Source organism: Streptomyces sp. NPDC051286 (assembly GCF_044455345.1).
Taxonomy (GTDB): Bacteria; Actinomycetota; Actinomycetes; order Streptomycetales; family Streptomycetaceae; genus Streptomyces.
In genome coordinates this window covers 38,457-55,843 of sequence record NZ_JBITER010000023.1, presented here as the reverse complement: position 1 = coordinate 55,843, position 17,387 = coordinate 38,457, and the positions used below count along the sequence as shown (strand labels likewise).

23 protein-coding genes are annotated in these 17,387 nt (G+C 73.4%); 18 read left to right on the top strand and 5 right to left on the bottom strand.

The features are described from left to right. Window positions 1–32: 32 nt before the first annotated feature. From ACIBB8_RS23015 to ACIBB8_RS23000, 4 genes are all read right to left on the bottom strand, one after another. Window positions 33–1,265 carry an acyltransferase domain-containing protein gene (locus tag ACIBB8_RS23015; RefSeq protein WP_398954921.1) on the bottom strand — a complete coding sequence of 411 codons (1,233 nt, stop codon included), beginning with the start codon at window positions 1,263–1,265 and terminating at the stop codon, window positions 33–35. Between the two features lie 60 nt (window positions 1,266–1,325). After that, window positions 1,326–3,062, bottom strand: coding sequence for a fatty acyl-AMP ligase (locus ACIBB8_RS23010; RefSeq protein WP_398954919.1), 1,737 nt, complete (start codon window positions 3,060–3,062; stop codon window positions 1,326–1,328). A 152-nt stretch (window positions 3,063–3,214) separates the two neighbouring features. Next, window positions 3,215–3,430: an acyl-CoA carboxylase epsilon subunit gene (locus ACIBB8_RS23005; protein ID WP_398954917.1), complete on the bottom strand. Its 216-nt coding sequence runs from the start codon at window positions 3,428–3,430 to the stop codon at window positions 3,215–3,217. 84 nt (window positions 3,431–3,514) lie between these two features. Continuing rightward, complete coding sequence (locus tag ACIBB8_RS23000) at window positions 3,515–4,117, bottom strand: hypothetical protein (protein ID WP_398954915.1); 603 nt, start codon at window positions 4,115–4,117, stop codon at window positions 3,515–3,517. Window positions 4,118–4,291: 174 nt separating this feature from the next. Here ACIBB8_RS23000 and ACIBB8_RS22995 point away from each other — a divergent pair, with 174 nt between their 5' ends. The 8 genes from ACIBB8_RS22995 to ACIBB8_RS22960 all read left to right on the top strand — a co-directional run bounded on the left by ACIBB8_RS22995 (window position 4,292) and on the right by ACIBB8_RS22960 (window position 10,125). Continuing rightward, window positions 4,292–4,546 carry a hypothetical protein gene (locus ACIBB8_RS22995; protein ID WP_398954913.1) on the top strand — a complete coding sequence of 85 codons (255 nt, stop codon included), beginning with the start codon at window positions 4,292–4,294 and terminating at the stop codon, window positions 4,544–4,546. 75 nt (window positions 4,547–4,621) lie between these two features. Further along, complete coding sequence (locus tag ACIBB8_RS22990; protein ID WP_398954911.1) at window positions 4,622–6,379, top strand: acyl-CoA dehydrogenase family protein; 1,758 nt, start codon at window positions 4,622–4,624, stop codon at window positions 6,377–6,379. Between the two features lie 44 nt (window positions 6,380–6,423). Beyond that, entirely contained in the window at window positions 6,424–7,185 is a 762-nt protein-coding gene (locus tag ACIBB8_RS22985; RefSeq protein WP_398954909.1) for a 4'-phosphopantetheinyl transferase family protein, read from the top strand. Window positions 7,186–7,289: 104 nt separating this feature from the next. Then, complete coding sequence (locus ACIBB8_RS22980; RefSeq protein WP_398954907.1) at window positions 7,290–8,081, top strand: thioesterase II family protein; 792 nt, start codon at window positions 7,290–7,292, stop codon at window positions 8,079–8,081. Between the two features lie 27 nt (window positions 8,082–8,108). Then, window positions 8,109–8,942: a BTAD domain-containing putative transcriptional regulator gene (locus ACIBB8_RS22975; RefSeq protein ID WP_398954905.1), complete on the top strand. Its 834-nt coding sequence runs from the start codon at window positions 8,109–8,111 to the stop codon at window positions 8,940–8,942. A 41-nt stretch (window positions 8,943–8,983) separates the two neighbouring features. Next, complete coding sequence (locus ACIBB8_RS22970) at window positions 8,984–9,244, top strand: acyl carrier protein (protein WP_398955029.1); 261 nt, start codon at window positions 8,984–8,986, stop codon at window positions 9,242–9,244. A 42-nt stretch (window positions 9,245–9,286) separates the two neighbouring features. Beyond that, a complete protein-coding gene (locus ACIBB8_RS22965; RefSeq protein ID WP_398954904.1) occupies window positions 9,287–9,676 on the top strand; it encodes a SchA/CurD-like domain-containing protein in 390 nt (129 codons plus the stop codon). Then, complete coding sequence (locus tag ACIBB8_RS22960; RefSeq protein ID WP_398954902.1) at window positions 9,673–10,125, top strand: DUF1772 domain-containing protein; 453 nt, start codon at window positions 9,673–9,675, stop codon at window positions 10,123–10,125. The genes ACIBB8_RS22965 and ACIBB8_RS22960 overlap by 4 nt, the downstream gene beginning before the upstream one ends. A gap of 65 nt (window positions 10,126–10,190) precedes the next feature. On the opposite strand, the gene ACIBB8_RS22955 is transcribed toward ACIBB8_RS22960, so the two are convergent. Next, on the bottom strand, window positions 10,191–10,571 hold the full coding sequence (locus tag ACIBB8_RS22955) for a SchA/CurD-like domain-containing protein (protein WP_398954900.1): 381 nt from the start codon (window positions 10,569–10,571) through the stop codon (window positions 10,191–10,193). Window positions 10,572–10,753: 182 nt separating this feature from the next. Here ACIBB8_RS22955 and ACIBB8_RS22950 point away from each other — a divergent pair, with 182 nt between their 5' ends. The 10 genes from ACIBB8_RS22950 to ACIBB8_RS22905 are packed head-to-tail and all read left to right on the top strand — an operon-like array spanning window position 10,754 to window position 17,367. Then, window positions 10,754–11,089 carry a TcmI family type II polyketide cyclase gene (locus ACIBB8_RS22950; protein ID WP_393307386.1) on the top strand — a complete coding sequence of 112 codons (336 nt, stop codon included), beginning with the start codon at window positions 10,754–10,756 and terminating at the stop codon, window positions 11,087–11,089. Continuing rightward, complete coding sequence (locus tag ACIBB8_RS22945; protein WP_393307389.1) at window positions 11,086–11,523, top strand: cupin domain-containing protein; 438 nt, start codon at window positions 11,086–11,088, stop codon at window positions 11,521–11,523. The genes ACIBB8_RS22950 and ACIBB8_RS22945 overlap by 4 nt, the downstream gene beginning before the upstream one ends. Continuing rightward, window positions 11,520–12,791, top strand: a complete 1,272-nt coding sequence (locus tag ACIBB8_RS22940; RefSeq protein ID WP_398954898.1) for a beta-ketoacyl-[acyl-carrier-protein] synthase family protein — start codon at window positions 11,520–11,522, stop codon at window positions 12,789–12,791. Before ACIBB8_RS22945 ends, ACIBB8_RS22940 begins: the two co-directional genes overlap by 4 nt. 13 nt (window positions 12,792–12,804) lie before the next feature. Further along, entirely contained in the window at window positions 12,805–14,028 is a 1,224-nt protein-coding gene (locus tag ACIBB8_RS22935) for a ketosynthase chain-length factor (RefSeq protein WP_398954896.1), read from the top strand. 49 nt (window positions 14,029–14,077) lie between these two features. After that, a complete protein-coding gene (locus ACIBB8_RS22930; protein ID WP_398954894.1) occupies window positions 14,078–14,542 on the top strand; it encodes an SRPBCC family protein in 465 nt (154 codons plus the stop codon). 10 nt (window positions 14,543–14,552) lie between these two features. Continuing rightward, entirely contained in the window at window positions 14,553–15,008 is a 456-nt protein-coding gene (locus tag ACIBB8_RS22925; protein WP_398954892.1) for an anthrone oxygenase family protein, read from the top strand. A 30-nt stretch (window positions 15,009–15,038) separates the two neighbouring features. Continuing rightward, entirely contained in the window at window positions 15,039–15,794 is a 756-nt protein-coding gene (locus tag ACIBB8_RS22920) for an SDR family NAD(P)-dependent oxidoreductase (RefSeq protein ID WP_398954890.1), read from the top strand. Further along, a complete protein-coding gene (locus ACIBB8_RS22915) occupies window positions 15,794–16,117 on the top strand; it encodes an antibiotic biosynthesis monooxygenase family protein (protein ID WP_398954888.1) in 324 nt (107 codons plus the stop codon). The genes ACIBB8_RS22920 and ACIBB8_RS22915 overlap by 1 nt, the downstream gene beginning before the upstream one ends. Further along, on the top strand, window positions 16,104–16,436 hold the full coding sequence (locus ACIBB8_RS22910) for an antibiotic biosynthesis monooxygenase family protein (RefSeq protein ID WP_398954887.1): 333 nt from the start codon (window positions 16,104–16,106) through the stop codon (window positions 16,434–16,436). Before ACIBB8_RS22915 ends, ACIBB8_RS22910 begins: the two co-directional genes overlap by 14 nt. A 49-nt stretch (window positions 16,437–16,485) precedes the next feature. Then, window positions 16,486–17,367: an NAD(P)-dependent oxidoreductase gene (locus ACIBB8_RS22905; RefSeq protein ID WP_398954885.1), complete on the top strand. Its 882-nt coding sequence runs from the start codon at window positions 16,486–16,488 to the stop codon at window positions 17,365–17,367. The last annotated feature ends 20 nt before the right edge of the window (window positions 17,368–17,387 follow it).

Sequence of the window (17,387 nt, the reverse complement as noted above, 5' to 3'; positions counted from 1 at the left end):
CCCACGGGCGGCGGTGAGGCGTCAGTGCTCCGTCAGCGCTCCGCCAGCGGACCCGCGTCCAGCTTCGACAGCACGCCCGCCAGATGCACCGCGTCGCTTTCCGGGCCGCGGCACACCGCCAGACAGGCCGGCCCCCGCGCCCCCGCGATCCGGCGCAGGAACGGTGTGAGCACCGCCCGGGGCCCGATCTCCACTACATGGCTGGGGGCCTGCTGGGCGAGCATCCGGCGGGCCGCGTCGGCGAACCGTACCGGCGTGGTGAGCTGCGCCGTCCAGTACGCCGTCACCAGCGGCTCGTCGTACTCGCGGCCGTACACCGTGGAGTAGTACGGCAGTTCCGGCCGCCCGCCCGCCACATGCCGGGCCGCGGCCTCGAAGCGCGGTGCCATCGGCTCCATCAGCGGCGACTGGAAGGCGTGCCGCACCTGGAGGAAGGTGCTGGCGATACCGATCGCCGCCAGCCGCTCACGGACCCGCTCCAGGCCCTCGACCGGACCCGAGAGCACTGTGGCGCGTGCCGCGTTGACCGCGCCGATCGTCACCTGCGGCTCTCCCGCCGCCGCGTCGGCCGCCTCGAACGGGCTCGCGCAGGTCGCCATCATCCCGCCGCCGGACGGCAGATACTGCATGAAGGCGCCGCGGGCGCACACCAGCCGGGTGGCGTCGTCGAGAGACAGCGCGCCGGCGACCACCGCCGCCACGAGCTCGCCGGTGCCGTGGCCGAGTACGGCCACCGGACGCACGCCCTCCTCCACCAGCGTCATCGCCAGCGCGTAGCCGACCGCGAACAGCGCCGGCTGGGTCAGCGCCGTCTGGTGCACCCGCTCGTCCCCGTCGAGGATCAGTCCGGCGACCGAGCGGCCCAGATACGGGGCGATCGCCTCGTCCGCCGCGCCGAGATGACGCCGGTACGCGGTGAGCTCGCGATGCAGCCCGGCGGTCATCCCGGGATGCTGGGCGCCCTGCCCGGTGAACACGAACGCCGCCCGCACCAGCCCCGAGTTCCGGCGCATCCCGTACGGCATCGCCAGATGGCGGGCGAGATCGCGCACGGTCGGATGGGCCCAGAGGTCCGCGAAGTCGAACAGCGGGCCGAACTGCTCCTCGATGTCCCCGCACAGACTGAGCACGGACACCGAGTCGATCCCCCAGGCGGACAGCTCCTCGTCGTCGCCGACCTCCCGCCCCGCGTACCGTGCGACCTGCTCGGCGAGCCAGGTGGCGAACTCCCTCTCGTCGGGCCCGCCCGGTGCCTTGCCGCTCATGGCTTCCCCCTGTCTGTCGTCCCTCCCCGCCGGCAGGACCGCCGGCCAGGTCGCCCGCCGCTAGCGGCGCGGGCCCACTGCTCCCACCAGGTCGTCGGCCAGGTACTGGTGCAGCGGCCGCAGGCCGCCGCTCAGGAACAGGCGGCGCATCGCCACCCGTTCGACCTTTCCGCTGCTGGTGCGGCGGACGGTGCCGGGGCGCACCAGGAGCACGCCCGCCACCGCCACCTGGAACTCCTCGCTGAGACAGCGCCGTACGTCCGCCACCAGCTCCTCCAGATCGAGCGCGTAGCGCTGGTGGGTGCGCAACTCCTGGACCACGACCACCCGTTCGCGCTCTCCCGGGACGGAGAAGGCGGAGCCCGTGCCGAACAGCGAGCTGACCCGCTGGACCGTGCGCTCCACGTCCTGCGGGTAGAGGTTGCGGCCCGCGACCATGATCACGTCCTTCAGACGACCGGTGACATAGAGCCGCCCGCCGTCCACCGTGCCGAGGTCACCGGTGCGCAGCAGCCCGCCCGTGCCGTCGGCCGTCACGGCCCCGAAGCGCTCGGCGCTCGCCTTGCGGTCGCGCCAGTACGCCGCGGAGATGCCCGGTCCGCTCACCCAGATCTCGCCGATCCGCCCGTCCGGCAGCACCCGGCGGCTCTCCGGGTCCACGATCAGCACCCGCCCGGCCGCCACGTCCACCCGGCCGCAGGACACCAGGGTGCGGGCGGGCCGTCCGGGAAGGGCCTCGCGCACCTGGCCCTGCTCGAGGGCCTCGGTTCCGACCGTCCGCTCGCCGTCCGCGGCCGGGCCGCCGGAGACGAGCAGGGTGGCCTCGGCGAGGCCGTACGCCGCGTGCAGCGTGTCCGGGCGCAGGCCGGCGGCGGCGAACCGCTCGGTGAACGCCCGCCGGGTCTCGGCGCGCACCGGCTCCCCGCCGGAGATCGCGATCCGCCAGCCCGACAGGTCGAGCCCCGCCAGCTCCTCGTCCGTGACCCGCCGGACGCACTGGTCGTACGCGAAGTCGGGGGCGCCGCTCACCTCGATCCCGTACCGCCCGATGGCCTCCAGCCAGCGGGCCGGCCGCTTGATGAAGGCCTCGGGCGACAGCGTGACGGAGGTGCCGCCGAGCCAGAGCGGATGCAGCAACTGCCCGACCAGGCCCATGTCGTGATGGAACGGCAGCCAGCCGCCGATCCGGGCGTCCGGCCCCGCGCCGAGCAGCCGGGCGAGGGCCTCCTGGTTGGCGAGGAGGTTGCGGTGGGTGACCACCACGCCGTTCGGGCTGCCGGTGGAACCGGAGGAGAACTGCAGATACGCCACGGTCTGCGGGTCCGGCTCCGGCAGCCGCTCGGTGCCCGTCCCGCCGACCGCGTCGGCGGCGAGACAGGGCACCGAGCCGTAGCCGTGCCGGGCGAGCAGCCGGGACACGTCCGGCGCGAGCGACGCACAGGTGAGCACGGCCCGCGGGGAGGTCTGCCGGACGATCCCGGCCACCCGCTCCTCGTGGTGGCTCCGGCCGTCGTAGGGCGGCACCGGTACGGCGACGGCCCCGGCGTACAGGCACGCCAGGAACGACACCGCGAACTGGCTCCGGGACTCGTGCAGCAGCAGCACCGGCTCGCCGGTGGCGCCGTCGGCGCGGAGCCGGCCGGCGAGCCGGCGGGCCTGGGCGTCGAGCGCGCGGTACGAGAGCGAGGCGGGGCGACCGCGTTCGTCGCTGTCCGGCAGCATGAGCAGCGCGGTGCGCTCCGGTGTCCGCTCCACTCTGTCGAGCATCAGTTCGGTGAACGTGCGATGGTTGCTCATTCCGGCCCCCTGCGTGTCGTACGGGCGCTGACGCCCCCGACGTCGGCGCCCGTTTCACCCGCCACTCGACCGTAGGTACGGCGTCTGGAAGGGCACTTGACCGACGCTGGGCCGAGTGGGGGCGAAGCAGGGGCCGCGCGGGGCTTGCGGAGTCAGTGGGGCGCGGTCCAGCCGACCCGTGGGCGCACTCGCCGCGCCGCGCCCCAGGGAGCGCGCGGCGCACCGGCCGCCGGGTCCGCGGAGTCCTCCGCCGCGGCCGCCGCGCGCAGTCTGGCCAGCAGGACGGCCGTCAGGGCGGCGAGTTCCATGGGGTCCGGTCGCCCCCGTACGACGAGGAAGGCGGGCTGCGTCTCGGTGGTCTCGTCCATGGCCCCGATGCTGGGTCCGGCACCTCGAGAAGTCCTCGGGAGGGGATCGGGCGGGAGGCCTCGACCGCGCCGGCGCAATGCCGCTCAGCGGGGGGACAGCGGGCGGGCCGGGTCCACGGTGAGGCGGGCGGTGGCCGCCAGGCCTTCGAGGCGGGTACGCCAGGAGGCGCTCGTCCGGACCCGCTCGTCGGCCGCGGGGTCGTGCCACCACAGCAGACCCGTGTACGCGTACGGGTCGGCCACCGAGCGGAGCAGCAGGCTGCCGCCGAAGGCCTCCTCGGGGACGCACAGGCCGACCAGCAAGCCGAAGTTCAGCTCGAAGCGGTCCGGGTCGGCGGCGTGGTCCACCGCGGCCCGCAGCAGGACAAGGCGCGCGGAGTCGCAGGGCGTGCCGTTCGGGGCCATCCGGCCGACGGTGACCAGGAGTTCGGCCTCCGCAGGCGCGGGCGGGGACGCCGGATCCTCGTGCCCCGCGCGCAGCAGGCGGTCGAGGCCGGTCCAGTGCTCGAGGTGGACATAGGTGCCGGGGCGCCCGGTCAGGGCGGCGGTCACCCGCGAGACGAAGCCCCTGCGGGACTCCCGGCGACGGGCGTAGGCGAGCAGGTCAGGCTCGAACGCCCCGGGCGGCGCGGTGGTGGTGAAACGTCCGATGACGGTCAGTTCTGGCTCACGATCGCGTGGATACACCGCCCGGCCCCCTTCTCGTCCCGGTGGTGCGTGCAGTCCCAGGCATTCGATTGCACGCCGCTCGAGAACCGCTTGAGGACGGCCGGGAGCCCGCGCGCACGAGAGTTCCTCGAGGATCCACCGAGCCGCCGCGGGGATGGTGGCCTTCCCGGATCTCGGAAGGGAGGGCCCGACATGCCCGCAACCGGAAACAGCGACGCCGTCGCCGCCCGAGCGCTCCTCGGGCGGCTCGCGCGGTCGGTGTGGACCTCGCTCGTCGCCTACGGCTCCATGTGGTTGCCCGTGGACGAGAAAACGCTCTGGCAGCAGTACCGGCACGCCATGGCGGCGGACCCGCGGACCGACGACCCGCGGACCGTGGACCCGTCGTCCGGGCCCGGCGGAAGCGACGGGACCGATTCTGGCCGGAAGACCTCGAGCGCGAATTGAGCGGTGGCGGGCGGGCCCCCGGCGGACAGGGGAACGGCCGGGGCGGCGGACGGGGAAGAGGAACGGAGGGATGGCATGACGACGGTGGTGGACCCGGTGGACTCCTCGGAGGTCGCCGTCCAGGAACGCATCGCCCGGCTCGAACACGACTTCGGCGACCTCGACGACCCCGGAAACCCGCTGGGCGCCCAGCAGTTCCTGGCCGCCGATGAGAGGCAGCGGCTGCTGCCGACCGCCGAGCGGCTGCTCGATGCCTTCGGCCTGAACGCCGAGTTCGTGCCCATCGGACTCGGCGGCCGGCTCGGCCGGCTCGACGTGCTGGCCCGGGTGCTGCGCGTGGTGTTCCGCCGCGACGCCGCCCTCGGCCTGGGCTACGGCCTCACCTCGTACCTCGCCGCGGTCGGCGTGTGGACGGCCGGCACGCCGAGCCAGCGCCAGGAGACCGCCGGACTGCTGCTCGCCCACGGCCGGATGGCCTGCGCCTACCCCGAGCCGCCGCAGGGCAACGACTTCCTGCGCAACCGGCTCACCGCCGTGCCGGACGGCGCCGGTTACCGCCTCGGCGGCCGCAAGGAGGCCCTCAACAACGGGGCCCGGGCCGGCGCCCTCGTGCTCTTCGCCGACACGCCCGACGGGCTGAGCGCCCTCCTGGCCCCTGGACCCGCCCACCCCGACGGCGCCGGCATCCGGCTGCTGCCGCGGCGCCCGACCACCGGCGTACGCGGCTGCGCCGTCCAGGGCCTCGCCTTCGACGGGCCCCGGCCGGCCTCCGGGCGGCTGCTGGGACCGGCGGGCGGCGGAACGCGCCTCGCCGAGCACGTCTTCCCGCTCACCCGCAGCGCCGGTCTGTCGATGACCCTCGGCTGCGCCGACACCGCGCTGCGCACCACCACGGCCTTCGCCCGCTCGCGGCGGCGGCGCAGCCTGGCCTCGCTGCACTCCTCGCGGACCCGCACCGCGCTCGTGAATGCCTTCGCCGACCTGCTGGTGTGCGACTGCCTGGCACTCGTCGCCACCCGGGCCACGCACGTGCTGCCGCGCGAGAGCCGGACGCTGGGCGCCGTCGCCAAGTATCTGCTGCCGATGGTGCTCACCGAGACGATGGACGACCTGTCGATCGTGCTCGGCTCCGAGGCGTATGCGACAAGCGGGAGTTACGCGATCTTCCAGAAGACGGCGCGCGATCTGCCGATGCTGGGCCTGGGCAGTGCGGGCGCCTCGGCGAGCCGGGCCGTGCTTGTCGCCCAGCTGCTGCGGCTGCCCGCGTTCGGCACGCCGCCGGACGGCGGCGCCACGGGAGCCGGGGGAGACCCGGACGCCCCCTGCGCAACCGGCGACGGACTCGCCCGGCTCTTCCGGCCGTTCGACGCGGCACTGCCGCCGTGCGAGGTGTGGGAGAACGGGCTGCCCGCCGACCGGGACTCGCTGCTCGGCTCGTTGGAGGAGTCGGCACGGCACGCCGGAGGGCCGCTCGCCGAGGCCGCCGGGGTGCTCGTGGAGCAGCTGGGGGTGCTGCGCGACGGCTGCGCCGAACTCGCCGCCCGGCCCGTCGGACAGCCCCCCGGCCCGCGCGCCTTCGCCCTGGCCGACCGCTACGCGCTGCTCGTCGCGGGCGCCGCGTGCCTCGGCGTGTGGCGGCACCGCCCGTCCGGCGGCTTCCTGGCCGGCCCGGACTGGGCGGCGACCGCACTCACCCGCGTCGCCGGCCGGCTCGACCGCGCGGCGGTCCGGATGCCCGAGGCGCCCGCCGACCACCTGCTCACCGAGCTGCTCCACCGCTTCGACGACGCCCGCAGCTATGACCTGTACGCGACCGCCCTCGGGCGCTCGTGATCGGGCGTACGGGGCGGGACACGGCCTGGACGAGGAGGTACGACATGGAGCGGCCGGTGCGGCACGGCGGGGGCGGGGGCTCGTGGGAGGAGGTGCGGGGCGCGGTCTCCGGGGGCGGCAGCTGTGTGGTGTACGCGGCCGTCGACGACTGGGTGCCGGCGGATCTCGATGCGCCGGAGCTCGCCGCGGACCTGGGGGCGGACCACGTCCGGCTCGTCCGGATGCCCGCCTCGCGCAACCGGGACCGGTTCGTCGCCGCCCGGCTGCTGCTCAAGTCCGCGGCGGGCGCGGTGCTCGACGCCCTGCCGCGGGAGCTCGAACTGGCGTACAAACCGGGCGGCCGCCCATATCTGCGCGGCATCGACCAGCTCGACGTCGGCCTCAGCCACACCGAGGGCCTGCTCGTGGTGGGCCTGACCAGGGTCGGCCGGATCGGGGTGGACACCGAGCCGGCCGACCGGCGGATGCTGGAGCTCGGCACCGAGCACCAGGCCTGCACCCCGCACGAACTGGAGGCCCTCGAACGGGTGCCGCCGGAGCGGCGCAACCGCGAGCTGGTGCGGCTGTGGACGCTGAAGGAGGCCTACAGCAAGGCGATCGGCCAGGGACTGCGGTTCCGCTTCACCGAGTTCGGCTTCGGGCCGCCCGATGGGCCGACCCGCATGCTGCGGCCCGACGGGGCGCCCGGGGCGGGGCAGGAGTGGACCTTCCACAGCTGGCTGATCGAGGACGCCTACACCGTCAGCGCCGCCGTACACGACCCCGGCTTCGGCGAGGGGACGCCGCCGGACTCCAGCGCCAGTTGAGCGATGAACGAGGCGCTGCGGTGACCCTCTCCTCGCGCATCTGACCGAAAAGGTGCGGCAAAAAAGGTGCGGCACATGAAGCGCGGCGTACGAAGGGGGATCGGGTGCAGCGCTATCTCGCGGTCCGGCCGGGGCCCGCCACGGACGGGGTCCGGCTGTTCTGCTTCCACCACGCCGGCGGGGGCGCCATGACCTTCGCCGGCTGGCAGCGGCGCATCGGCCCGGACGTGTCCGTGCTGCCGGTGCGGCTGCCCGGCCGGGAGTCCCGGCGGCGCGAGGAACAGATCACCGACGGCGCGCGGCTCCTCGACGAGCTCCAGAAGGACCTGGGCCCGCTGCTCGACGAACCGTACGCCCTCTACGGGCACAGCCTGGGGGCGCTCGTCGCCTACCGGTTCGCCGAGCACCGGGTGCGCGCCGGACTGCGCCCACCCGAACTGCTCGCGGTGGGCGCCTGTTCGGCGCCGCAGCTGCCCGCCCCGGTCCTGGAGACCCTGCTCAGCCCGGAACTCCCGGACGAGGAACTGATTCGGGCGCTCGGCGACAAGGAGTCCATCCCCGCGCCGCTGCGCAACCGGATCGGTTGGCTCGCCGGCATCCTCGCCACCCTGCGCACCGATCTGCTCCTCGCCCAGGACCTGCGGTCCACGCCCGTGACCGCGCTGCCGTGCCCCCTCGACGCCTACGCGGGCGAGGTCGACCCCCTGGTCTCCGCGCCCGAGGTGCACGCCTGGCAGGACTGCACCACCACCCGATTCCGGCTGCGGACCGTCCGCGGCACGCACTTCTTCGTAAGGGGCCGCGACGTGCCCCGTGCGATGGGGGAGGCCCTGCGGGCCCCTGCGACAGGACCTGGTGCGGCGCGTCCCGGCACGGCGCCGCGCCAGGCCGGCTGATCCACGTAACCCGAAGGAGATCCGCGCATGGACATCAGCGTGCTCGGCCCGTTCCGGGCCACCCTGTCCGGGGTACCGGTGCATCTCACGGCGGTCAAACCGCGCAAGGTCTTCGCGCTGCTTGCCCTCCAGGCGGGCGAGGTCGTCTCGGTGGCCTCGCTGGTGGAGGAGGTGTGGGGCGAGCATCCTCCACGCAGCGTCCAGACCACCCTGCAGACGTACATCCTGCAGATCCGCAACGCCATCGGCGCCGCGCTCGGCGACGGCACCGAGCGTGCCTCCCTGCCGAACGGCGTCAAGAGCGTGCTCGTCACCGAACCCGGCGGCTACCGGCTCGACAGCCATGGCGGTCTGCTCGACGCCCATGAGTTCGACGCGCTGTCCTCGGCCGGCCACCGGGCCCTCCACCAGGGCGACTGGCCGGGCGCCTCCTCGTACTTCGGCCGGGCTCTCGCGCTGTGGCACGGGCGTGCGCTGGCCGACGTCCAGTGCGGGTCCCTGCTCGAAGTGGAGGCCACCCGGCTCGACGAGTCGCGGATGAGCGTCCTTCAGCGGCGGATCGAGGCAGACCTGAGGCTCGGGCGCCATCATGAGCTGGTCGGCGAGCTCTCCGGGCTCGCCGCGCGTCATCCCCTGCACGAGGCGGTGCACGAGCAGCTGATGCTCGCGCTGCACCGGGTCGGGCGCCGCAGCGACGCCCTGTCCGTCTACCGGCAGCTGCGCCGCTGCCTGAACCAGAGCCTCGGACTCGACCCCTCGCCCAGCGTCGAGCACCTGCACCAGGCGGTGCTCGACTCCTCGCCGCGGCTCGACCTGGACGCCGCGGGCGCCACGGGCCCGCAGCTGGCCAGTGCCAAGTGACCCACCCCTCAAACGAATCGAGAGGAAGCATCGTGACTGACATGAACCTGCCCGAGCTGGGGGCGCTCCTGCTCGAATGCGTCGGCGCCCCGGAGGAGGGCATGGTGCTGGAGGGCGAGGAGGCCCTCGACACCCCGTTCCTGCAGTTCGGCTACGACTCGCTCGCCCTCCTCCAGGCCGCCGGCGTGATCAACCGCACGTACGGCATCGTCCTCGACGACGACGCCGTCATGGAGGCCGAGACCCCGCGGATGCTGCTCGCGCTGATCGGCACGGCGCCGCGAGCCGGCGCGGTCCGCTGACCCCACCCATCCGAGACGACCCCCGAGACGACGGAGATTCCGATGCCCTACGCAGCCATCACCTACCGGGTCAAGCCGGGTTTCGAAGAGGAGATCACCAGGATCTTCACCGACTTCCAGAGAGTCGACACGCCTGACTTCACCAGCGCCGACGGCGAGCAGGCCGGCCGGCTGCTCGGCACGGCCGTCTTCCTGAAGGACGACGTCGTGGTGCGGGTCATCCACTACGAGGGCGACTTCGCGGCCGTCGGCCGGCACATGGCCGCCCAGCAGGGCGTCCACAGTGCGGAGGCCGCGCTCCTGCCCTATCTCGCCGAGCCCCGTGACACCCGCTCGCCGCAGGCGTTCGCGGAGTACTTCCGGGAGGCCACCATGCACACCCTCGTGCAGCTGACGGTGGACACCCACCCCGCGGGGGCCCGGGCGTCATGACCGAGGTGCTGGCCGTCGTGGCCGTGCTCGGCAGCGGTGTCACCGCCGGAGTGCTGTTCGCCGTCGCGCTGAGCGTACTGCCCGCGCTGTTCGCGATGGAGACCGGCACCTATGTGCACGCGCACCAGCTGCTCGGCCGCAACTGGGACCCCACGATGCCCGTCATCGTGCTGAGCAGCATCCTGGCCGACGGGGTGCTCGCCGTGGCGGCCGACGGCGCCGCGCGCCCGCTGTTCGCGGTCGCCGCGGTGCTGCTGCTCGGCGTGTCCGGGGTGTCCCATCTGTGCAACGTCCCCATCAACCGCCGCGTCAAGGCGATCACCGACCCGGCAGTCATCCCGACGGACTGGGAGGACCCGCGCCCGCTGTGGCGCCGGTTCCACTATCTGCGCACCGCCCTGGCCGTCCTGGCCCTGATCCTCAACGGGGCCGCGCTTACCATGACCTGACCATCTGTCACACCCATCGGGCCGCACTCCCGGGACTCCCGGAGGGCGGCCCGATGGGTGCTGCGTCATGCCCGCGCGGGCAGGTCCCGTACGGAGATCTGCGCGACCGTGGTCAGCAGACTGCGCTTGAAGGTGGCCACGAAGCCCTCGACCGTGTCCGTGTCCCGGGGCCGGGTCAGATACGGCTTCAGCTTCCGCTCCACCTCGCGCACGCCCGGCTGCGCGGCCATGTGCCGGGCGACGGCCTCCAGGTCGCCGGTGTACTCGATGACCCGGACCAAAGTGTCGTCGCGCAGGAACACCGCGGTGGCCAGGATCGTGCCGGCCTGATCGCCCGAGGCGTCCTCGACCCGGCTGCTGCGCACCCGCTTGAAGTCGCCGAAGATCTCGGCGAGTTCCTTCTCGTACCCCGGCTTGATGTCGTACGTGATCGCTGCGAACGGCATGCCCGTGCCCTTTCCCTCACCTGCTGTCGTGGATGTTCCCGACAGGCAAGCCCGACCGCCTCGGGCCCCGCTCGAAGTCCCCCGTACCAGCGGCGGACCTCGACTCTCTGGACAGGACTTCGAGCGGCCCTCCAGACCCCGGTGCGACGTTCTCCCGTGACCACCGACCATCGGGAGGACCCGTGCACCGCACTCTGATCGTCGCCAAGCTGCGGCCGGACCGGACGGACGACATCGCGAGGATCTTCGAGGAGTCCGACGCCACCGACCTGCCGCACATGATCGGCGTGAGCCGCCGCACCCTGTTCCGGTTCCACGGCCTGTACTTCCACCTGGTCGAGGCCGACGGCGACATCGGCGCGAACCTCTACCGCGCCCGCAGCCACCCGCTCTACGACGACATCAACACCAAGCTCGCCGAGTGCGTGGAGCCGTACGACCCGGACTGGAAGGAACCCAAGGACGCGATGGCCACGCCCTTCTACATCTGGACCAAGGACGGAGGACGGATCCAGTGACCACCGCCATCACCCGCACCGTGAAGGTGGCCGCCGACAAGGTCGCGGCCAACACCAAGCGCGGCGGAGACATCCGCGTCACCCTCAGCCCCAAGACGGTCGGCTGCACCTCCGGCTTCGGCGGCGTCCTCGGCCTGGAACCCGGCGACTGGATCACCGAGCACTACCACCCGTACTCCGAGGAGTTCCTGCACGTCGTCGAGGGCACCCTGGAGATGACCCTGGACGGCAAGGACGTCGTCACGCTCGGCCCCGGCGACTCGCTGTGCGTGCCGATCGGCGTCCGCCACCGCCTCGTCAACACCGGTGACGCCACCGCCCGCTGCGCCTTCCACCTGTCGCCGCTCGCGCCGCGCCCCGAGCTCGGCCACGTCGACACCGAGCAGGCGCAGCGCCCCGAGCAGGCCAACCCGGACGTGGGCGGTGCCCGGTGACCCGACGGGCCGTCATCACCGGCATCGGCGCGGTCGTGCCGGGCGGGGTGGGCCGGGAGGCCTTCTGGCGGACGCTGTCCGAGGGCCGCACGGCCACCCGACGGATCACCCTGTTCGACCCGGCCCCGTTCCGCTCGCAGGTCGCCGCCGAGGCCGACTTCGACCCGGCGGCCGCCGGCCTCACCGCCCGGCAGATCCGCCGCATGGACCGGGCCGCCCAGTTCGCCGTGGTCTCCGCCCGCGAGGCGGTCGCCGACAGCGGCATCGAGCTGTCCGCCCTCGACCCCGCGCGGATCGCAGTCTCCCTGGGCAGCGCCGTCGGCTGCACCATGGGCCTGGAGGAGGAGTACGTCACCCTCTCCGACGGCGGCCGGCGGTGGCTCGTCGACCACGAGTACGGCGTGCCGCACCTGTACGGCTACATGGTGCCGTCGACCCTCGCCGTCGAGGTCGCCTGGGAGACCGGCGCCGAGGGCCCGGTCGCGCTGATCTCCACGGGCTGCACCTCCGGTCTGGACTCCGTCGGGCACGGCGTGCAGCTCATCGAGGAGGGCACGGCCGACATCGTCATCACCGGCGCCACCGACGCCCCCATCTCGCCCATCACCTCCGCCTGCTTCGACGCGATCAAGGCGACCACCTCGAACAACGCCGACCCGGAGCACGCCTCCCGCCCCTTCGACGGCGACCGCGACGGCTTCGTGCTCGGCGAGGGCGCCGCCGTCCTGGTCGTGGAGGAGCGCGAGGCGGCGCTGGCCCGCGGCGCCCGGATCTACGCCGAGATCGTCGGCTTCGCCAGCCGCAGCAACGCGCACCACATGACCGGTCTCAAGCCCGACGGCCGCGAGCTGGCCGAGGCCGTCACCGTCGCCCTGGACCGGGCCCGGCTCGACCCCACCGCCGTCGACTACATCAACGCGCATGGCTCCGGCACCAAGCAGAACGACCGCCACGAGACGGCCGCGTTCAAGCGCAGCCTGGGGCAGCACGCCTACGACATCCCGGTCAGCTCCATCAAGTCGATGATCGGGCACTCGCTGGGCGCCATCGGCTCCATCGAGGTGGCCGCCTGCGCCCTGGCCCTCGACCGCCAGGTGGTGCCGCCGACGGCCAACCTGAAGACCCGGGACCCGCTCTGCGACCTGGACTACGTGCCCGTGACCGCCCGGGAGCACGCCATGGACACCGTGCTCACCGTCGGCAGCGGTTTCGGCGGATTCCAGAGCGCCATGGTCCTGGCCCGCCCCGGCATCGCCCGGGCCGCGTGAAAGGAGAGAGACCATGACGACCGTCGCGAGCGCCCCCGTCGTCACGGGTCTTGGCATCGTCGCGCCCACCGGCATCGGCGTCGCCGCGCACTGGGCCTCGGTCCTGGCCGGCAAGTCCGGAATCGGCCGGATCGGCCGCTTCGACCCGAGCCCCTACCCGGTGCGGTACGCCGGGCAGGTCCCCGGCTTCGACACCGCCGAGCAGGTGCCCAGCCGGCTGATCGTGCAGACCGACCACTGGACGCACCTCGCCCTGGCGGCCGGCGAGGACGCCCTCTCCGACAGCGGCGCCGACCTCGACGCCATCGGCGAGTACGAGATGGCCGTGGTGACCTCCTCGTCCTCCGGTGGCACCGAGTTCGGACAGAAGGAGATGACCGCCCTCTACCAGCACGACCCCGGCTGGGTCGGCGCCTACCAGTCCATCGCCTGGTTCTACGCCGCCACCACCGGACAGCTCTCCATCCGGCACAAGATGCGCGGCCCGTGCGGTGTTCTCGCCTGCGAGCAGGCCGGCGGCCTCGACGGCATCGCCCAGGCCCGGCGGCTGCTGCGCGGCGGTTCGTGCCTGGTCGTCACCGGCGGCACCGACGCCTCGCTCTGCCCGTACGGCCTGACGGCCCAGCTCACCACCGGCCGGCTGTCCACCGTCCCGGACCCGGAACGCGCCTACCTGCCCTTCGCCGCCGAGGCCTCCGGCCACCTGCCCGGCGAGGGCGGCGCGATCCTCGTCCTGGAGACCGCCGAGGCCGCCGCCGAGCGCGGCCTGGGCACGGGCTACGGGCGAGTACTCGGCCACGCCGCGGGCTTCGACCCGGCCCCCGGGTCCGGCCGGCTGCGCGCCCTGCGCCGTACCGCCGCACAGGCCCTCGCCGACGCCGGCCTCACGCCCGCCGACATCGACGTCGTCTTCGCCGACGCCGCCGGGAACCCGCCCGACGACCGCGACGAGGCGGAGACGATCACCGCGCTGTTCGGTCCGCGCGGCGTGCCCGTCACCGCGCCCAAGACGCTCACCGGCCGGCTCTACGGCGGCGGCGCGCCGCTCGACGTGGCCACCGCGCTGCTCGCGCTGCGCGATGGCGTCGTCCCGCACACCGCCCACGTCCACGAGCCCGCCCCGGGCCTGGACATCGACCTGGTCACCGGCGCCCCGCGGGAGCTGCCGCTGCGCCACGCACTGGTCCTGGCGCGCGGCCACGGCGGTTTCGCCTCCGCCCTGGTGCTCGGCCGCTGAAGGCCGCAGAACCCACCGCAGACGACCTACGGAGACCTACGGAGTTCCCATGGCAGGACACACCGACAACCACATCGTCATCGACGCCCCGATGGACGTCGTGTGGGACATCACCAACGACGTCCCCGGCTGGCCGAACCTGTTCAGCGAGTACGCCTCCGCCGAGGTCATCGAGCGCGAAGGCGACACCGTCGTCTTCCGCCTCACCATGCACCCCGACGAGGACGGCAACGTCTGGAGCTGGGTCTCCCGGCGCACCGGCGACCCGGCCACCCGCACGGTGCGCGCCGAGCGCGTCGAGACCGGCCCCTTCGAATTCATGCACATCTTCTGGAAGTACACCGAGGAGCCCGGCGGCGGCGTGCGGATGCGCTGGGTGCAGGACTTCCACATGAAGCCCCAGGCCCCGGCGACCGACGAGGCGATGACCGAGCACCTCAACGCCAACACCAAGGTGCAGATGGCGCTCATCAAGGAGCGGGTCGAGGCCGCGGCACGGGCCCTGACCCGCTGAGGAGCCGGCCGTGCTGAACGTACTCGCCCCCCTGCTCCTGCTGGCCAACGGCCTCGCGGCCGGCGTGATGCTCGGCACCCAGCTCGGCGGCTTCCCCTACATGGCCTCCCTGCCGGTGAACCGCTATGTCTACGCCCACGCGTTCCTCGGCCGGCGCTACGACCCGACCATGCCGGTCTGCCTGATCGGCACGGTCGTCCTGGACGTCGTCCTGGCGGTTGCGGCGCCAGACCCGGCCGCCCGGGTGCTCTTCGCCGTCGCCGCCCTCCTCACCGCGACCACCCCGGTCATCGCCGTCACCAAGAACGCGCCGGTCAACCGCTGGATGCGCACCCTCGACCCGGACAACCTGCCCGTCGACTTCAAGGACCCGCGCCCCGAATGGGGCGCCTGGAACAGCCGGCGCAGCTGGATCACGCTCCTCGCCCTCGCCGTCAACTGCACGGCGCTCGGCTTTCTGCTCTGACTTTCGCCATTCAGCCCGAAGGGAATCTCCATGGACCTCGAACTGCGGGGCAAGAAGGCCCTGGTCACCGGCGGCACCCGCGGTGTCGGCCGGGGCGTCGTCCTGGCGCTCGCCCGCGCCGGCGTCGACGTCGTCACCTGCTACCAGAACGAGAGCGACCACGTCGCCTCGCTGGAGCGGGAGCTCAAGGAGACCGGCGGCGATCACCATGTGCTGCGCGCCGACCTGTCCCGGCCCGAGGACATCGCCGCCCTGCTCGGCAAGGTGCGCGAACTGCACGGCGACCGCCTCGACCTGCTCGTCAACAACGCCGGCACCATCAGCCACATCCCGTACGCGGACCTCCCGCTGGAGGAGTGGCAGCGCATCTTCGCCACCAACGTCACCGGCGCCCACCTCGTCATCCAGTACGCCCTGCCGCTGCTCGGCGCCGGCTCCTCCGTGGTGACCGTCGGCTCCCGCGCCGTCGAGGCCGGCATCCCGCTGCGCGCCCACTACACCGCCACCAAGGCCGCACTGGCCGGCCTGAACCGCTCCCTGGCCAAGGAGTTCGGCGCGCAGGGCATCCGCTTCAACCTCCTCGTGCTCGGCGTGATCGAGACCGAGAACTTCCACGCTATGCCCGCGGAGCAGCAGAAGGTGATGACCGAGCGGTACGGCGCCAAGACCGCCCTCGGCCGGCTCGGCACCCCCGACGAGGTGGCCGGCGCCGTGCTGTGGCTCGCCAGCGACCTGTCCCGCTATGTCACCGGCAACACCATCGGCGTCGACGGGGGGATCTCCTGATGACCTTCCGGGTGATGCTGCGTATGGAGATCGAGCCGGGCAAGGAGGCCGACTTCGAGAAGGCCTGGCTGGCGGGGACCGAGGCGGTCACCGGCCACCCGGCCAACCTCGGCCAGTCGCTGGCCCGCGAGGAGGGCCCGGACAGCACCTATGTCATCGTCAGCGACTGGGTGAACGAGCCGCGGTTCCGCGAGTTCGAGAACAGCCCCGCCCACCTGGAGCACCGGGCCACCCTCCACCCGTACCGCAAGGGCGGCACCTTCCACGTCATGCGGGTGCTCCACGGCATCGAGGGCAGGGCGCCCGCCGATGCCCGCCGATGACCGCGACGGGGGCGGCGGGGTCCGGGTGATCGTCTACCAGGCCGCGTACGACGAGGGGCAGCTCGCCGCCGTCCGCGAGGCCTACCACCAGGTCAGCGAACGGCTCGCGAAGGTGCCCGGCATGCTCGGCAACGAGCTGCTGCGCAGCCCCGCCGACCCCACCACGCTCGCCGTGATGAGCCGCTGGGAGTCCATGCAGGCCTTCCTGGCCTGGGAGGCCGGCGCCGAGCACCGCCAGGACACCGCCCCGCTGCGGCCCTTCCGCGACACCCGCACGCCCGTCCCCTTCGCGGTGTACGAGGTGGACGCCGCGTACTGACCGGACGGCCACCCCTCCACGTACCGAACGGAAGAGGAGAGAACCCACCATGGAAGAGCGTCAGTTGGCGTTCATCGGGCTCGGCAGCATGGGCGGCGGCATGGCCCGGCGGCTGCTCGAGACCGGGCACACGCTGACCGTCCACAACCGCACCGCGCAGAAGACCGCGCCGCTCGCCGAGGCGGGCGCCCGGCCGGCCGCCGCCCCCGAGGACGCTGCGGCCGGCCACCGCCTGGTCCTGCTCAGCCTCAGCGACGAGAAGGCCGTCGAGGAGGTCCTGTTCGACCGGGTGGTCCCGGTCCTCGCCCCCGGCTCCGTCGTCGTCGACACCTCCACCGTGTCCCCGGGCTACGCCCGCGAGGCCGCCGCCCGGCTCGCCGACAAGGGCCTGCGCCGGGTCGAGGCCTGCGTCGTCGGCAACCCGCTGCAGGCCCGCAAGGGCCAGCTGCGGGTCTTCGTCTCCGGGGACCCGGACGACCTGGCCGAGGTCCGCCCGGTCCTGGAGGCCCTCGGCAGCGAGATCGTCCACGTCGGCGCGCCCGGCACCGCGACCAGCCTCAAGCTCATCCTGAACCTGCTGCTCGGCTCCCAGGTCGCGGCCCTCGCCGAGGCCGTCGCCTACGGCACCGCGGCCGGCCTCGACCGGGACCAGCTCATCGGCGTCGTCGCGTCCAGCGGCTTCAGCTCGCTCGTGTTGCGCTTCCGCGCCGACCTGATGCTCGAACGGAGCTACGAGCCGGCCTTCTTCCGCTCCGAGCTCATGGCGAAGGACCTCCGGATCGCCCTGGCGGCGGCCGCCGAGCACGGAGCCGCGATGCCCGTCCTCGACGTGGTGCACGAGCGGTTCGCTGAGGTGCTCGCGGCCGGCGACGGAGACAAGGACGCGTCCGTGCTCGTCGAGCACCGGCCCGGCGCCCGACCCGGCGCCTGACCGAGGCAAGGAGAAGGAGG

Coding starts and splice junctions, on each gene's coding strand:
- ACIBB8_RS22960 (WP_398954902.1), top strand. CDS start 9,673: ATGACCGAGGTGCTGGCCGTCGTGGCCGTGCTCGGCAGCGGTGTCACC.
- ACIBB8_RS22965 (WP_398954904.1), top strand. CDS start 9,287: ATGCCCTACGCAGCCATCACCTACCGGGTCAAGCCGGGTTTCGAAGAG.
- ACIBB8_RS22935 (WP_398954896.1), top strand. CDS start 12,805: ATGACGACCGTCGCGAGCGCCCCCGTCGTCACGGGTCTTGGCATCGTC.
- ACIBB8_RS22985 (WP_398954909.1), top strand. CDS start 6,424: ATGGAGCGGCCGGTGCGGCACGGCGGGGGCGGGGGCTCGTGGGAGGAG.
- ACIBB8_RS22995 (WP_398954913.1), top strand. CDS start 4,292: ATGCCCGCAACCGGAAACAGCGACGCCGTCGCCGCCCGAGCGCTCCTC.
- ACIBB8_RS22910 (WP_398954887.1), top strand. CDS start 16,104: ATGCCCGCCGATGACCGCGACGGGGGCGGCGGGGTCCGGGTGATCGTC.
- ACIBB8_RS23005 (WP_398954917.1), bottom strand. CDS start 3,430: ATGGACGAGACCACCGAGACGCAGCCCGCCTTCCTCGTCGTACGGGGG.
- ACIBB8_RS22970 (WP_398955029.1), top strand. CDS start 8,984: ATGAACCTGCCCGAGCTGGGGGCGCTCCTGCTCGAATGCGTCGGCGCC.
- ACIBB8_RS22990 (WP_398954911.1), top strand. CDS start 4,622: ATGACGACGGTGGTGGACCCGGTGGACTCCTCGGAGGTCGCCGTCCAG.
- ACIBB8_RS22915 (WP_398954888.1), top strand. CDS start 15,794: ATGACCTTCCGGGTGATGCTGCGTATGGAGATCGAGCCGGGCAAGGAG.
- ACIBB8_RS22905 (WP_398954885.1), top strand. CDS start 16,486: ATGGAAGAGCGTCAGTTGGCGTTCATCGGGCTCGGCAGCATGGGCGGC.
- ACIBB8_RS22955 (WP_398954900.1), bottom strand. CDS start 10,571: ATGCCGTTCGCAGCGATCACGTACGACATCAAGCCGGGGTACGAGAAG.
- ACIBB8_RS22920 (WP_398954890.1), top strand. CDS start 15,039: ATGGACCTCGAACTGCGGGGCAAGAAGGCCCTGGTCACCGGCGGCACC.
- ACIBB8_RS23015 (WP_398954921.1), bottom strand. CDS start 1,265: ATGAGCGGCAAGGCACCGGGCGGGCCCGACGAGAGGGAGTTCGCCACC.
- ACIBB8_RS22975 (WP_398954905.1), top strand. CDS start 8,109: ATGGACATCAGCGTGCTCGGCCCGTTCCGGGCCACCCTGTCCGGGGTA.
- ACIBB8_RS23010 (WP_398954919.1), bottom strand. CDS start 3,062: ATGAGCAACCATCGCACGTTCACCGAACTGATGCTCGACAGAGTGGAG.
- ACIBB8_RS22930 (WP_398954894.1), top strand. CDS start 14,078: ATGGCAGGACACACCGACAACCACATCGTCATCGACGCCCCGATGGAC.